Source organism: Microbacterium sp. CIAB417, from assembly GCF_022788845.1.
Genome location: NZ_JAHZUT010000003.1, coordinates 36,664 through 52,419 on the forward strand (window position 1 = coordinate 36,664; position 15,756 = coordinate 52,419).

Genomic DNA, 15,756 nt, shown 5'->3' on the forward strand with positions numbered 1-15,756 from the left:
GTCTCACACCGCGCTCCGCCCGCGTCCATGACGCCGACATTCGGCGTCATGGACGCGGGGGCGTCAGGGCACCAGTGTGATCTTGCCCGGCGAATGGGCCTCGATGAGACGGTGCGCCTGCGGTGCTTCGGCCAGCGGAAGCTGTTCGCCGAGCTCGACCGAGAAGTGACCTGTCGACAGCAGCGCCAGAACGACCGGCACGGCCTCGGCCCGCCACGCGAGCTGCTGGTCGGTGAGCGGGTCGGGGGAGCCGCCGGAGAACGCCCGGATGCCGAATCCCGCCGCATCCGCGCCGCGTACGATCGTGGCGATGCGCGAACGATCGTCGACGAGAGCGAGCGAGGCGGCGATCGCCTCATCCGTGCCGGCCGCGTCGAACGCGGCCGTGTAGCCCTGGGGTGCAGCCTCGCGCAGGCGCTGTTCGAGTCCTTCGCCATAGGCCACAGGGATCGCGCCGAGTTCGCGGAGACGATCGAAGCGCGACGGCGACGAGGTGGCCACGACCGTGGCGCCCCACAGCACGGCGAACTGCACCGCGGCCTGGCCGACGGCGCCCGAGCCCGCGTGCACGACGAGGGTGTCACCGCTGCGCACGTCGAGCGAGCGCAGCACCTGGTATGCCGTGCCCACCGGGATGCCGAGGGCGGCTCCCGTCGCCGCGTCCACCTGCGGCGGTCGCGGCTGGATCGAGCCGACTTTGACGATCGCCTGCTCGGCGTAGAGACCGCCGGCGGAGAAGATCACGACGGGGTCGCCGACGCGGAACCCGTCGACCCCTTCGCCAACGGCCGTCACCACGCCGGCGCCGTCGCTGCCGATGCGGCGGGGATGGGTCATCGGGACGGGGCCGCGCAGACCCGCTCGCAGCTTCGCATCGATCGGATTGACGCCGGCCGCTTCGATCCGCACCGCCACCTGGCCCGCCTCCGGGGAGGGGACATCGATGTCGGTGAGCGTGAGGACGTCGGGGCCGCCGTGTTCGGAGTAGACGATCGCGTGTGTCATGGTGCTCGCCACTCTGCCCGGTGTCGCGGCCCGACGCAATGCGCCCGCGGCGGACGGGCGATCGACTCGCCGGTCCGCCACGGGGCGGGAGGTGACAACTCAGCCGCAGGCGAGCGACGCGTACGGTGCGGTGAAGCTCGCGCTCGCACCCGCCTGGGTCACCGAGACCGTGGCCGTTCCCGCGGGCATCGCGCCGAGCCGCGTCGTGAAGGCGGTCGACGTGCTCGTGCCCGCGGCGACCGTGACGGTCTTCGCGCCGTACACCGTCGTGATCGTCGCCACCGCGGGGCCGTCGCCCGTGTTGCTGAGAGCGACCGAGATCACGGCCTTGCCGGCCAGGCACCGTGCGCTGGTCGTGGCCTGCACGGACACCGCCGGGGTGACGGTGACGGTCGCCTCCACCGGCATGCGCGAGTCGTCCTGCGCGATGCCGGCAACCGTGAACTCTCCCGCGGTGGCGTAAGCGGCGGGAGGGACGGCGTCCCAGGCGACGTCGACGCTCTGCTGGGAACCGTCCGCCTTCGTCAGGTGTGCCTGAGGCAGCGTCGGGGCGACACCCGCACGCGTCGTCACCGCGATCTCATCGACCGAGGCGACCGCGATGTCCGCCGCGTAGGCCTCAAGCACGCGCTGGTACTCGGAGCGCGTGATCGGGATGACCGTGCCGTGGCGCGGCTTGCCGCCGTCGGCGTTCTGGGGGAGCGACTGGCGCAGTTTCGCGCCGAGCGGCTGCCACGCGTTCCCGTCCTCGAGGTTCGTCGTGCCGAACGGGACGTAGTGGTTGGGCCCGCCGTGGTAGTTGGGCTGGTCGATGAAGAGGAACCAGTCCAGCCCGTTCACATCGCCCGCGTTGGCGGGGAAGATGTTGGCGCCCTCGCCGCTGGTGAACGTGCCCCCGGGCTCACCGTTGGGCAGACCGCTGGCGACGCGCTCCTTCACGAGCGTCCACTCGTCCGCCGGCCCGGTGGTGCCGGGGAGCGTGCCCGTGATCGTGGCCAGCAGATCGGTCGACTTCTCGTGGCGGATCGTCATGCTCGCCTCGTCCTTGGTGAAGCGGTGGTAGACGCCGTCGACCTTCGCGACGGTGGAGTCGATGAGGCCGAGTCCCGCACCCCGGCGCACGTCGCTCCAGATCTGCGGTTCGGAGAAGGTCACGAAGTCATCGGTCGTCGCGTACATCATCCGGTTGTAGGTGACGGCCGTACGGTCGGCGGCGTTCGTGGTCGGGTAGAGGTTGGACGCCCAGAAGACGACGAACGTGTCCAGCTCGTCATCCCAGTAGGCCTCGGGCGCCCACGTGTTCCCCGCGTAGTCGCTCGACACCTTCACGTGACGCTGCTCGGACCAGTTCACCAGGTCGTTCGACTCCCAGACCTCGATGTAGCGCGAGCCGGAGATCTGCGCGGTCGTGAATCCACCGGCCAGGCCGTCGATCTTCAGATCCGTGGCGATCATGTAGAACTTGTCGCCCTCGGGCGCGCGGATGATGAACGGATCGCGCAATCCCTCGGTGCCGACGGTGGAGGTGAACACCGGCTGTCCGTCGTTCAGGGTGTTCCAGCTCAGCGCGTCGTTGCCCTTCGATGCGGCGATGCTCACGCGCTCGGCGCCCTGGCCCTCGCCCGTGAAGAACGTCCAGAAGTACGCCTCGGTCTCCTCGTCGCCCGCCGGCAGCGGCTGGATGCGGGCGGAGAAGGTGCGGCTGGCGGTCGCCTGGCCGTGCGTGACGACCGCGGTCAGCTGCGCCACGATCTCGGGGGACCCGGGTGCGGGCCGCGTCACCTCGACGGTGCGCGAGTCGTCGCGCACGCCCGCCCGAAGCGCCGCGGACGTCGCGTGGGCCGCATCCACCGTCCACGTGATCGTGGATCCCTGCGCTCCGGTGGCGGGCACGGAGAAGTTCGTGCGGATGTCGTCGAGATTCGCGATCTGGATCGTCGCAAGGTCTGCGGCCACGCGTTCGGCGTCCGAGAGAAGCTGAGGCACCCGCACCGAGTAGGTCTGGACGCGGCTCGCTCCGCCGACGGTGAAGGTGGCGGTCAGAGTGACGTTCGCGTCGCCCGCGCCCGCCGTGGGCCGGGTGACGGTGGCCGTGCCGTTGCTGACGGCGATCGCCGGGTTGTTCGACCCCCAGCTCACGGCGACGCCCGCGCTTGCGGTGGGTACGGCGAAGTCGGCATCCGCGGTCGCAGGGACCGACACGGAGGCGACGGCGCGATCGAGAGCCTCCGCGTTGTAGAGCGCCAGCACGTCGGCGTCACTGAGCGCCTGTCCGTAGATCGCGAAGTCGTCGACCAGTCCGCTCCAGCTCGCGTCGTTGTACGTCGAGCGGCCGAGGGCCGCCACGAGGTTCGAGCCGAACGCGGCGACGTCGCGGGCGATCGCGTTCTGCGAGATACGGGCGCCGTTCACGTAGACGCGCAACTGGCCCGTCGTTCCGTCGATGACCGTCGTGTAGAGGCTAAGACCGGCGGGCGTGCGGATGCCGGAGGTGGCGGCGTTGGTGGCCCCGGGCCCGACCTCGGTGCTCCAGGGCGAGCCGGGCGAGACCGCGTTGGTGACGACCGATTTGACGTAGCCGTTGGGGTTGGCGGGGTTGAGCAGCCAGTACCCCGACGAGTAGGAGGCGCCGGAGGCGACGGGTGCTCCGATGAAGGCCGCGGCGGTGTTGCCTGCTCCCGTGCGCGGCGAGAGCCACGTGGAGATGGTGAGGTCCTTCTTGTCGACGAGGCCCGTCGTGGGGATATCGAGGTAGGCGGCCGTGCCGCGGGATCCTCCGGGCAGCGACAGGCTGCCGTCGGCGACGGCACCGCCGCTCTGCTGCAGCGTCGCGTCGAACCCGTTGCCGCTCGTGTCCGGGATCGTCGTGCCCGTGGCGCTGTCGAAGGTGTAGTGCAAGAGAGGTGCAGGAGTCGCGGCCTGGGCGGCGGAGGGGACGACCGCTGCGGCGACGGCGAGCGCGAGAGCGGTCCATACCGCTCCGCCCCTGGTCAGCATTCGGGATCTGTGGCGCGTGCTCACGCGGAGGCTCCTCGCTCTCATCGACGGGCGAGACGCGGCGGAGCGTGCGCGGGGACGTCACGGTCCCCGTGGCGATCGGTTGAGCGTCTTCGCGCAATCGTGTGCCGCGAATGCGGCGGTCGGCAGTAGTTGTTACCGAGAACATTCTCGGCCTTCGATCACCGTATTCGCTGCACGGAGACGTTGTCAACGGCGTGCGACGCACCGGGAGCATCGCGTGCGCGCGGCCGCGCCCGGACGAAGATCAGCCGCGCAGCGTCTTGAGGATGCGCTGGGCGGAGACCGGCTCGGCCGTCCCCAACCGCTGCGCGAACAGGCTCACCCGGTACTCCTCCAGCAGCCATCGGGCATGCGCGAGCGAGGCGGGTGCGTCATCGGCGAGAGGGATCGTGCCACCGGCATCCGTGTACGCCGCGGCGGAGCGCTCGTACTCGGTGAGGCGTTGCCGGTCGCGCCCGGGCTGATCGGCCAGCTGAGACAGCCGCTCGGCGACCGCCGCGAGGTAGCGCGGCAGATGGGCGAGGCGAGCCGGCCCGGTCCGCGAGATGAAACCGGGATAGACGAGGCCGGCCAGCTGGGCTCGGATGTCGCCGAGGGCGCCGAGCAGGGTCAGCGAGTTCTGTCGCTTCATAGCGCGTTCGATCTCCCGCAGCGAGAGCAGGATGCGGGCGACGAGGCTCGTGGCGGCGAACAGCTCGTCTGTGACGGCCGCGCTGAACGCGTCCCTGAGGGCCTCGAAGCCGGCGCGGTCCCGCACGATGCCGTCCGGGGCCGTGCGCGCGATGACCGCATCCGCGACCGCGACGCGCGCGTCTTCGACGAGGGCCTTCGCCGAGGGATAGGGCGAGGCGGCGAGGGCGAGCTTCTCGTTCGCGGTCAGATGATCGAGCACGTAGGAGACGGGGGAGGGCACCGCGTGGAGCACGAGACGGCGGATACCCGCGCGCGTCGCGCGCGCTGCGGCCTCCGGCGTCGCCTCGATGCGCAGCGACACGCTCGCCCCGTCGTCGACGATCGCGGGGTAGCCGCGCACCACACCGCCTGCCACACGCGTGTCGACCTGCTCGGGGAGGGTTCCGAAATCCCAGTCGCTCACCCCGGTGCGTTCGGTGAAGCCCTCGGCGCTCGCCGCGACGCGCGATCCGGGGGTGCCGGGAGCAGCGGTGACGCTGGATGCGGCCGGGCCTCGACGTAGCGAGCGAGCGACGGACGAGCGCGCGCGATCGGCGAAACGCTCCTGCAGGGCGACCAGGTCGCGTCCGGAACCGGCCGCACGGCCGCGCTCGTCGACCGCGCGGAACGAGATCAGCAGATGGTCGGGCACCCGATCCATCTCGAAGTCGGACGCGCTCACGGGCTGGTTCGCGACGCGTTGGATGCGGGAGGCGAGGGCGTCGCGCAGGGGAAGCGGTGGAAGCCCGGCATGATCCTCGGGACCTGCGCCGGCGAGCTCCTCGGCGAAGCGGGCCGCCCAATCCGCTGCCGGCACGACATGGCGCCGGATGGACTTGGGCAGCGCCCGCAGGAGTGCGGTGATGAGCTCGTCGCGCAGTCCCGGTACCTGCCAGTCGAACCCCTGGGGTGACAGCTGCGCCAGGAGCGCGAGGGGGACGACCGCGGTCACACCGTCATCCACGGCCCCCGGTTCGAACCGGTACGCGAGTGAGAGCACCTGATCGCCCTGCCTCCAGCGGGTCGGGAAGGCGCGTTCGTCGGCGCGTTCCGCGCCCTCCAACAGATCCGCCTCGCTCAGATCGAGCAGACGCGGGGTGCGCCCGACCGTGTCCTTCCACCAGGCTTCGAACGAGCGGGCATCGAACACGTCCGCGGGGATGCGGGAGTCGTAGAACGCATAGACGGCCTCGTCTCCGACCAGGATGTCGCGGCGGCGCTCGCGCTCCTCGAGCTTCTCCAGGCGTCGGCGCAGCTCGAGATTGCGCCTGGCGAAGGCGGTGAGCGGCTTCGCCAGGCGGGACAGATCCCACTCCTCGTCGACGAGGGCGTGGCGCACGAACATCTCGCGCGCGAGGGGACGATCGAATCGGGCCAGCTGCACGCGCCGACGCGGGATGATCTCGACGCCGAACAGGGTGACCTTCTCGTAGGCGGTGGCGGCCCCGGCATCCTTCGACCAGTGCGGCTCGCTCAGTTGTCGTTTGGCGAGCTCGCCTGCGAGCGGCTCGGCCCAGGCGGGATCGATCGCCGCGACCGTGCGCGCGAAGAGGCGGCTCGTCTCGACGAGTTCCGCGGCCATGACCGCGGTCGGCCGCTTCTTGCGCAGGCCGGAGCCGGGAAACAGCGAGAAGCGGGTGCCACGAGCGCCGCGGTACTCCGCGCGCGCACCTTTGCCCTCTCGGCTCCTCTCGCGCTCGTCGAGGATGCCGATGTGCGAGAGCAGCCCGGACAGCAGAGCGCGATGCACCGCGGCGGGGTCTGCCGCGCCCCCAGCGCGCTCGGCGTCGCGACGAAGACCCAGCAGCTGCGAGAGCTGCCGGTGCACGTCGAACCACTCGCGCACGCGCACGTAGTTGAGCATCTCCGCCCGGCACAACCGGCGAAACGCGCTCGAACCGAGCTCGTCCTGCTGTTCGCGCAGGTGGTTCCAGAGGTTCAGGAGGGTGAGGAAGTCGCTCGTGGGGTCGACGAAGCGCGCGTGCAGCCGGTCCGCTTCCTCGCGGCGCTCCTCGGGACGCTCGCGCACGTCCTGGATCGACATTCCGGCAACGATCGCGAGCACGTCGGGCAGCACGTCGGTGCGCCGCGCCTCGACGAGCATGCGTGCGAAGCGCGGGTCGATCGGCAGCCGGGCGATCTCCCGTCCGAGCTGCGTGAGTGAGGACCCCTGCCGACTCTGGCGCACGGCCTGCAGCTCGACGAGCAGGTCGAACGCCGACTGGACGCCTCGGGAGTCGGGAGGGGTGAGGAACGGGAAGGCGGAGATGTCGCCGAATCCGAGCGCGAGCATCTGCAGGATGACGGCGGCGAGAGAGGTCCGCAGGATCTCCGGCTCCGTGAAGACGGGGCGCCGTTCGAAGTCGCCCTCCCCGTACAGGCGGATCGCGATGCCCGGCGCCGTTCGCCCGGCACGGCCGGAGCGCTGCTGCGCGGAGGCTTGCGAGATGGCCTCGATGGGCAGTCGCTGCACCTTCGACCGGTTGCTGTAGCGGGAGATGCGGGCGGTTCCGGTGTCGATCACGTAGCGGATGCCCGGAACCGTCAGACTCGTCTCGGCGACGTTGGTCGCGAGGATCACCCGGCGCCGCACTCCCGGGATGCGTGACCGCTCGAACACCCGATGCTGTTCCGCCGCGGACAGCCGGCCGTAGAGGGGGAGCACCTCGGTGGGGGCCGCGGACGAGGTGTAGGCGGCGCGCACCGCATCCGCCGCATCGCGGATCTCGGCCTCGCCGGGCAGGAAGACGAGGACGTCGCCCGGCGCCTCGGCGTCGAGTTCCCGCAGCGCCTGAACGATGGCAGTCACCTCGTCCTCAGCCTCGGGGGCCGGGGCATCCTCGGCCTCATCGTCGGTCTCCGGGACGAGCGGTCGGTAGCGGATCTCGACGGGGTAGGTGCGTCCGGAGACTTCGATGACGGGGGCAGGGACCCCGTCGGCATCGGCGAAGTGGCGTGCGAAGCTCTCGGGATCGATCGTGGCGGAGGTCACGATGACCTTCAGATCCGGGCGCTCGGGGAGGATGCGGCGCAGGTACCCCAGCAGAAAGTCGATGTTGAGGGAGCGTTCGTGCGCCTCGTCGATGATGATCGTGTCGTACCGGCGCAGGAGCCGGTCGCGGTGGATCTCATTGAGCAGGATGCCGTCGGTCACGAGGGCGACGCGGGTGTCCGCGGACACCTTGTCGGTGAATCGCACCTTGTAGCCGACGGTCGCACCGAGGGGGACCTGCAGCTCTTCGGCGATGCGCTCGGCGATCGTCCGTGCGGCGATGCGGCGTGGCTGCGTGTGCGCGATACGGGTGCGCCCCAACTCCAGGCAGATCTTCGGCAGCTGCGTCGTCTTGCCGGATCCCGTCGCACCCGCGACGATCACGACCTGGTGATCCTCGATGGCGCGCGCGATCTCCTCCCGGGCCGCGCTGACGGGCAGCTCGGGCGGGAAGGAGATGACGGGTTCGGGCGTTGACACAGCCTTCGATGCTAACCCGAGCCGGGGCTCAGATGCTCAGCAGCGTCGCAAGACCCACGATCGATCCGAGGAACACGACCGCGGAGACGCTGGCGAGCACCGTCAGGCGGGTCCGTGTGGCACGTCGCCGGGCGATCCGCGCGGCGAGCCCGCCGTCGCCGATGTCGACGACCGGGGATGCGGAGGCGGTGCTCTTCGGCGCGGCGGTGATCGTGGGCGTGCGGATCGCGTACCGCTCGCGGGCGGGCGTGCGGTCGGTCTCGGCATCGGGCGCGAACGATGCGGTCTGAGCCGCGCCGCCTCGGCGTGCGCGCGTGAGGCGTGGCGATGCGGCCGCCTTCGTCCCCCGGGGCGACAGGCTCGTCGCGTCGTCGGCCACGGCGTCGCGTGGACGCAGCACCGTGTCGTCCGCGTCCGCGTCTGCGTCCGCGTCCGCGTCCGCCGGTCGGTCGCGGCGGCGCAGCAGCGTCGCATCCTGCGGCTCGTCACGGGGACGCAGCACCGTGTCGTCGGTGTCGGGCGCATCGATCGCCGCGGGCGAGCGCGGTGTGAGGATCGTGTGCGCGTCATCGTCGTCGACCGCGGTGACTGGCGTCGCACGGGGGACGACCACCGTCGCATCCGTCGTCGGGGCAGCCCTGCGCACCAGCAGGGTGCCGTCCTCCGGTTCGTCAGCGGGCGGCGCCTTCTCGGGCGACGGTGCCGGGGCATCGACCGGACGCCGCACCAGCGCGGTGCGGTCGTCCACGTCCTCCGGCGCTACGGCCGGTGCGGCGGTCGCGCGGTCGACGATCACGGTCTCGTCGACGGGCGCAGCCGGCGTCTCGCGGGACACGATGGCCGTCGCGTCGGCCGCCGCCGAGGCGGACGCATTGCGTCGATCGCGCCGACTCACGAGCTGGGTGCTGTCCTCGGGCTGCTCGCCCTGATCCGGCCCCCGGCGCGAGAGGCGGGTGCTGTCGTCTGCGTCGGTCATGCGTCCCCCACGAAGCGGATGCGGGCGCCGCCGGCGAGCTCCGCGCTCGCACCCTCACGCACCTCTACCGCGCGGTCGGGGACGAGCAATCTGGCCACACCGTCGGCGTCGATGACAGCCGTCCCGCCCGGCGTTGCGAGGTCTTCGATCTGCACCCGTGTGCCGTCGGTCCAGATCTTCACGTGCGCACGCGAGACATCGCGCGAGACGTCGCCGAGTGCCACCAGCGTCGGCAGGTCGTCGCCCTCGACGCGGGAGCTGCGCGGCCCGCGCCCGACCAGCAGCGTGCCATGGATCGGCACGATGTCTCCTCCAGGCAGCTGGATGGCGCGCGGAGCCCGCGGGGTGCGAGGTGCGGGCTTGGGCGCGAGTGCGCTCGAACTCGTCACGACGGTCTCGTCATCGGCGGGCTCAGCGAGGGACGAGCCCGCCGTAGCGACCGGCGCGGAGGTCGGAGCGGAGGCACGCGGGACGGGGGTGGGAACCGGAGGGCGCGACACGGCGGGCCGTCCGCGGAGCATGACGCCCGCGGCGGTCGTCGGCCCGACGCGCACGGGGCGCTCCGGGGTCGGGCCCAGATCGAACAGCTTCGGCTCCGCGTCGGGGGCGCCTGCCCAGGCCCGCACCACCGATGCCGCCTCCACCTCGCGCCACGTGTGCGCGCCGACGCCGTCGACGCGCCAGACCCGGCGGGAGCGGTCCTCGAAGCGAAGCACGAACTCGCCGCGGACGAAGGCGGTCAGACGGTCGTCGTCCAGCGCGACCACGGCGAATGCCGGCACCGCGGCGATGCCGTCGGCGAGCAGGGCGTCCAGGATCTCGGGTGTCCCTGGCATGCTGCCCGTGGACAGCACGCGTCGCGCGGCCGCCACCGCGGCATCGCCTCCGACGATCACGGCGAGCGTATCGGTGGCGATGGCGGGCAGGGGCCCCTCGAACCAGGTCCGCTCAGCCACGGATCGGCCGCTCTCTGCGCGAGGTGATGGTGTCCACCTCGATGGGCTGCACCGCGGCCTGCTCGCTCGTCGCGAAGCCGCCGGTCACCTCGTCGGCGCGGGGAGCGAGCCCCCCGGAGCGCACGTCCACCACGACGGCGCTGATGTTGTCACGGCCGCCGCGGGCGAGCGCCTGATCCACCAGCGCGTACGCGGTCTGCTCGGCCGAGCCGCCGAGGCTGAGCCCGGCCAGTACCGCCTCGTCGCTCAGATCGTTCGACAGTCCGTCCGAGCACAGCAGCATGCGTTCGCCGGTGACGATGGGGGAGAGCCAGTAGTCGGCGGGGCTCTGACTGTCGCCCACGGCGCGCGTGATGACGTTGCGACCGGGGTAGGTGGACATCTCGGAGCGGCTGATCTTGCCGGCATCCACGAGCTCCTGCACGACCGAGTGATCGACCGTGAGCTGTTCGAGCGAGCTGCCCACGAGCCGATACACCCGGGAGTCGCCGATGTTCACGACGAGCCACGCGTGCGATCCGTTCTGCACCACGGCGACCAGGGCCGCGAGAGTGGAGCCGGCGCCCCGGGCATGACGCCCCGCGACCTGCGACACGGCGGCATGAGCAGACTCGACAGCGGTGACGACTTCCTCCGGCTGCACGTCGTCGCGACCGACGAGGTGACGGAAGGCGTCCACGACAGCGGCGCTGGCGAGGTCTCCCGCGGCGTGGCCTCCCATGCCGTCGGCGACGAGGAACACGGGGTACTGCGCGAGCACCGCATCCTCGTTCAGCTTGCGTACGCGGCCGACGTCGGAGCGCGCTCCGGCCATGACGACGATCCCGCTCATGGTCGTCCCCTTCCATCTCGCGACGCAGCCTCGCGCAATCCGCGTGCGAACGAGCGTAGCGATAGCCGAGCCTTCCAGCGCGCCCACAGGCCGCCTGTGGACGCGAAACGTCGCCGTTCCTGGTCGATGAGCTCCCAGAATCGGGCCGATTCCTCTTCGGTGGTGGTCCCCGGGGCGAACACCGCGCGGTCGGCGAGCGCCGCCAGCGTGGCCGGGTCCGCCGTCTCCGCGTCGCTGACGGCGGCCGCGGTCTCCGAACGAGTGGCGGCGGGCGGGATGCGATGGCCGTGATCGACGGCGGTGTCGAGATACTCCTCCCAGCCGCCGACGACGCGGTCGACGGGATCGGCGGAGGAGCGCCGGGCACGCCGACGCATGATCTTCGCCCAGAGCACCGCGATCGCGGGCATCAGGAGGATGAGGAGCGCGAAGATGGCGATGCCGGAGATCCGCAGTGTGGCCCACAGCCACGCGAGATCGACCGGGTCGGTCGGCTCGTCGCTCTGCGGCGGGCTGGCGTCGGCCGGGTCGGCTTCGGGCGGGAGGACCGTGTCCGCCTGCTCCGGCTCCACCGGGGTCATGTTCTGCGGATCGCGACGCTGCTGGACGTCGGGCGAGAGCGGCACGCGGTGCTGCGGGGTCGTGTCGATCGCCGTCCAGGTGCCGTCCGCGTCGCGGACTTCGATCCAGGCGGCCAGGTCGCCGCTCGTGCACGTGCCGTCCTCGCAGACCGGGAGGTCCGCGTCGTCGCTGCTCAGACGCGTGCCGAGCACCACCCGTGCGGGAAAGCCCAGGTGATCCGCGATGAGGGCGCCGGCTACGGCGAACTGCTCGTCGTCGCCGGCCGCGGACACGAGCAGCGAGTCATCGGTGCCGCCGGTCTCGTTCTGCTTCTTCAGCAGCTCGCTGAACAGGTCGCCGATGCGGTCGGTGGAGTGCCCGCTGCGGCTGGGCTCGAACGTGTAGTCGCCGAGCTTCTGCGCCCACACCGGGATGGTTCCGGGATCGAGCGTGAGGGCGTGGGAGAGGAGTCCCCGAGCCCGCAGGCGCGAGATGAGCTCTACCAGGCCCGCGCCGCCCGAGGGGGCATCCTGCGCGGTCACCCACTCCTCGAGGGATTCGGGGACGAAGGCCGGGTCGAAGGTGCCGGAACGGGACGGGGTCAGCGTCCCGGGGTCGCGCGGGGTGTCCGAGACCACGCCGGTCTGGGTGTAGCTGACGCCGGCGGCGAGCCCCGGATCCGACAGCTCGACGCCCGTGGCGGAGTCCGGGTTGTAGAAGAAGCCGTCGGACAGGGCCGCCCGTGTCGCTCCCGAGAAGTCGATCGAGGTGAGATCTCCCACCGCCGGCACCCAGATGCCCGTGTAGTCGCCGATCGTGAAGGTGGCGGAGGCCCGGTTGCCCGAGTCGGCCGGCAGCGAGGCCGGCACCCGACGGAACTCCGTGCTGTCGGAGCGGCCGCCCGTCTGCGGGTCGGTCGCGCGCATGACCCGGCCGTCGTAGTAGCTCAGGGTCGCGAGACGTACGCGGTCGACGCCCGAGTCGGCGGCGACCGTGAACAGCACGTCGTCGAACCTGTCGTCGGAGAACGCGGTGCGGTAGTCGGCGAGCGGGCTCAGCGTCTGACGCACCTTCAGCACCGGGTCGACCGCGGTGCGCAGCACGTCGCGGGAGGAGCCGGCCACCGCCCAGGGCGCGAGCGCCAGACCCAGGGTCAGGGCGATGACGAGCATCCCGGCGGCGAGGGCGATGCGGCTGCCGAGCGTGCGTGCCACACGGACGGAGGAGCGCACCCCGCTCGCCGTGCGGGCGACGCGCAGTGCGACCCGACGCGTGTGGACGTTGCGCCAGACGTACCACGCGAAGCCGGTGAGCAGAGCCCCGAGTCCGATCGCTGCTTCCCAGACGCCGTCCAGCTCCCAGAACCCGATGCGCCAGGAGCCGTCGACGGCGCTCGATCCGAACAGCACGCCGAACGCGGTGATCACGAGCGCGAGCGGCGCCGCGAACACCCAGAGTCTGTGAGCGCGCAGCGCGAGGAGCAGGGCCAGCGTGCCGAGCGCGAGCATCAGGAAGAAGGGGAGCGCGAGGGTCGCCTGGTACACCCCGAGCGGCAGCTCGAGCGTCAGCAGGTTCTTCCACCCCGTGACCGGTGCGCTCACGACGCCCCAGACGCCCGGCAGGATCGTCGCGGGGTCGGTGATCATCGTCGGCGCGGCGACGGGAACCCCCACGACGACATAGGCGCCCGCGGTGATGAGCGCGAGCTGCCACCAGCGCAGTGGACGCCAGACGGCGAGCAGAGCGATGCCGGTGGCGATGACGATCGCCACGGCGGCGGCCAGGACGAACCAGCCGCTGCGGTAGATCGCCCACGCGGATGCCGCGCCGATCGCCAAGAGGGCGTCGATGAAGGCGATGTTGCCGACGAGGAACGCGATGTCGCGGTCGGTGCGGCGCGGTCGGCGCGTCCGCGTGCGTGCGGCGGGGGCGCTCATGACTGTGCGCTCCGCGCGAGGATGTGGCGCAGGTCTTCGAGCAGACCCACGGTCACCACCGAGGCACCGCCGATCGTGCGGAAGCCGGGCTCCGCCGTGGGATCGCACACGATGGCGGCGACCCCGGTGTCGGCGGGGAAGGCGAGCGCGGCGTGCTGCAGCATCCGCAGCGTCGGGGTGGATCCGCAGATGAGGAATCCGACAGAGACGTCGCGGTGCGCCTCCACGGCGAGGCCCGCCACGTCGCGGAGCCCGGTGATACGCTCGCCCTTCTCGACGCCGGCGAGCTCGTCGAGAAGCGTCCGGGCGGTGATGGTCACGAGGTCGCGGGAGGAGCGCACGGCCCGACGGGCGAACTCGGGCACCTCGCCGCCCACCACGACGGAGACGTCGCGACCGTCACGGATGCCGCGCACACCGAGCGAGGCGGCGGCGCTGACGGCGAGCTCGAACTCCTCGTCGTCCGCATAGTCCTCTTCCCCCGTCGCCAGCACGATCACCATCCGCGAGCGGCGGGACTCCTCGTACTGGCGCACCATGAGCGTGCCGGTCTTCGCCGTGGACTTCCAGTGGATCTGTCGCTGCGAGTCACCGGGGGCGTACTCGCGGATCGCGTGGAACGAGATGTCGGCATCGACGACGAGCGAAGACGGGTTGCCCTCGAGATCCTTGATGAAGCCGGTCGCCGTACTCGGGATCGCGGTCGTCACGGGGTGGACGTAGAGCGTGTGCATGTCCTCCCAGATGACTTCGCGGCGGAGGATGCCGAGCGGATCGCCGCGGACGGCGCGGGCGGGTCCGATGTCGAGCACGCCGCGGCGCAGTCCGGGAATCGTGAGCTGCTCGTCGTGCGCGGCCTCGTGGCGCAGCAGCGGGATCGCGACGTCGACGAGCCCCGCGCCGACGGGCACGTCGACGCGGCCGGGGAGGGCCACACCCTTACCGACGTTGACGACGCGCAGCGACAGGGCCACCTCGCTGCCGGCGACGACACGATCGTGCGCAAGACCCAGACTCACACGGTAGGCGCGCGCACCGAACAGGAACGGTGCCGCGCACAGCACGAGGACGGCCGCGACGGCGCCGGCCAGGACGAACTCGATCCATCCGAACACGATGCCGAGGCTCAGACCGATCGCGGCCGCTCCGATGAGCAGCCATCCTCCCGCGGTGACGGTGTCGCCGACGGCGCGTGCGCTGCGGGCGACGGCTCGTCGCACGCGCCGCCAGAAGCGGATGCCGCCGACGACGATGACGGTCGTGGAACGCGACGTGTCATAGCGCGTGCGCGTGCTCCCGGCGGTCGACGTCGAGGTGGACGTCGAGCCGATCCGGGTGATGCGGGAGGAGGAGTCGGTCACGCCGACTCGCGCTGCGTCGGGGGAGCGACGTCGAGCATGACCTGACCGATCACCGCGCCGGCGGTCACGCCGTCGAACTCCGCTTCGGGGTCGAGGATGAGGCGGTGGGCCAGCACGGGCTCGGCGAGGGCCTTGACGTCGTCGGGGGTCACGTAGCCGCGGCCGTGGGCGAGAGCCCAGGTGCGGGCGGCGCGGGTGAGTGCGAGCGCACCTCGCACGCTGACGCCCAGACGCACCTGTGCGGCCTGACGCGTGGCCTCGATCACGCGCGCGATGTAGTCGAGCACGAGCGGGTTGAGGTAGGCGTCCTGTGCGATCTGGCTGAGGGTCTGCACGGCCTCGGGCGTGATGACCGCGCCCACCTCGCGCTTGCCGGCGGCGCTGCCCTCCAGGATCCGCACGGTGGCGGCGTGATCGGGGTAGCCGAGCGAGGTCTTCATCAGGAATCGGTCGAGCTGGGCCTCCGGCAGGCGGTACGTGCCGGCCTGCTCGACGGGGTTCTGGGTCGCGACCACGAGGAATGGGCTGCCCACCCGCCTCGAGACGCCGTCGACCGTGACCTGCCCCTCCTCCATGACCTCCAGCAGTGCCGACTGGGTCTTGGGGCTGGCGCGGTTGATCTCGTCCGCGAGGACGATGTTGGCGAAGATCGGGCCCGAGTGGAACTCGAACTCACCGCGCTTCTGGTCGTACACGGTGATGCCGGTGACGTCGCCCGGGAGCAGGTCGGGTGTGAACTGGATGCGGGAGCTCGTGCCCTGCACGCTCTCGCCCATGGCGCGCGCGAGGGAGGTCTTGCCCGTACCGGGGAAGTCCTCCAGCAGCAGGTGCCCCTGCGAGACGAGTGCGGTGAAGGCGAGCTCGATGACGTGACGCTTTCCGAGCACCACCTGCTCGACATTCTCCACGAGAGCGGAGAAGGTCTCCTGGAACCAGGCGGTCTGTTCTGGGGTGACGGTCATC

The 15,756-nt window shown here is 71.4% G+C and carries 9 protein-coding genes; all 9 read right to left on the reverse strand.

Features of this window, described 5'->3' with window-relative positions; translation table 11 throughout:
- Positions 1–63: 63 nt before the first annotated feature.
- On the reverse strand, positions 64–1,005 hold the full coding sequence (locus KYX17_RS12510; protein ID WP_243227335.1) for an NADP-dependent oxidoreductase: 942 nt from the start codon (positions 1,003–1,005) through the stop codon (positions 64–66).
- A gap of 99 nt (positions 1,006–1,104) precedes the next feature.
- Complete coding sequence (locus KYX17_RS12515; protein WP_243227336.1) at positions 1,105–4,026, reverse strand: immunoglobulin-like domain-containing protein; 2,922 nt, start codon at positions 4,024–4,026, stop codon at positions 1,105–1,107.
- A 244-nt stretch (positions 4,027–4,270) separates the two neighbouring features.
- Complete coding sequence (gene hrpA / locus KYX17_RS12520; protein ID WP_243227337.1) at positions 4,271–8,170, reverse strand: ATP-dependent RNA helicase HrpA; 3,900 nt, start codon at positions 8,168–8,170, stop codon at positions 4,271–4,273.
- A gap of 28 nt (positions 8,171–8,198) precedes the next feature.
- On the reverse strand, positions 8,199–9,146 hold the full coding sequence (locus KYX17_RS12525) for a hypothetical protein (protein ID WP_243227338.1): 948 nt from the start codon (positions 9,144–9,146) through the stop codon (positions 8,199–8,201).
- Complete coding sequence (locus KYX17_RS12530; RefSeq protein WP_243227339.1) at positions 9,143–10,102, reverse strand: hypothetical protein; 960 nt, start codon at positions 10,100–10,102, stop codon at positions 9,143–9,145. Before KYX17_RS12530 ends, KYX17_RS12525 begins: the two co-directional genes overlap by 4 nt.
- On the reverse strand, positions 10,095–10,934 hold the full coding sequence (locus KYX17_RS12535; protein ID WP_243227340.1) for a PP2C family serine/threonine-protein phosphatase: 840 nt from the start codon (positions 10,932–10,934) through the stop codon (positions 10,095–10,097). Before KYX17_RS12535 ends, KYX17_RS12530 begins: the two co-directional genes overlap by 8 nt.
- Entirely contained in the window at positions 10,931–13,432 is a 2,502-nt protein-coding gene (locus tag KYX17_RS12540) for a transglutaminase-like domain-containing protein (protein WP_243227341.1), read from the reverse strand. The genes KYX17_RS12535 and KYX17_RS12540 overlap by 4 nt, the downstream gene beginning before the upstream one ends.
- The gene (locus KYX17_RS32300) at positions 13,429–14,793 is read right to left on the reverse strand and encodes a DUF58 domain-containing protein (RefSeq protein WP_243227342.1); all 1,365 of its coding nucleotides are present in this window, start codon (positions 14,791–14,793) and stop codon (positions 13,429–13,431) included. The genes KYX17_RS12540 and KYX17_RS32300 overlap by 4 nt, the downstream gene beginning before the upstream one ends.
- A complete protein-coding gene (locus tag KYX17_RS12550; protein WP_243227343.1) occupies positions 14,790–15,755 on the reverse strand; it encodes a MoxR family ATPase in 966 nt (321 codons plus the stop codon). The genes KYX17_RS32300 and KYX17_RS12550 overlap by 4 nt, the downstream gene beginning before the upstream one ends.
- Position 15,756: the final 1 nt, after the last annotated feature.

Bases quoted from the DNA above. Each gene is read 5' to 3' on its own strand.
- KYX17_RS12510 (WP_243227335.1), bottom strand. From the start codon at position 1,005: ATGACACACGCGATCGTCTACTCCGAACACGGCGGCCCCGACGTCCTC.
- KYX17_RS12525 (WP_243227338.1), bottom strand. From the start codon at position 9,146: ATGACCGACGCAGACGACAGCACCCGCCTCTCGCGCCGGGGGCCGGAT.
- KYX17_RS12535 (WP_243227340.1), bottom strand. From the start codon at position 10,934: ATGAGCGGGATCGTCGTCATGGCCGGAGCGCGCTCCGACGTCGGCCGC.
- KYX17_RS12540 (WP_243227341.1), bottom strand. From the start codon at position 13,432: ATGAGCGCCCCCGCCGCACGCACGCGGACGCGCCGACCGCGCCGCACC.
- KYX17_RS12550 (WP_243227343.1), bottom strand. From the start codon at position 15,755: ATGACCGTCACCCCAGAACAGACCGCCTGGTTCCAGGAGACCTTCTCC.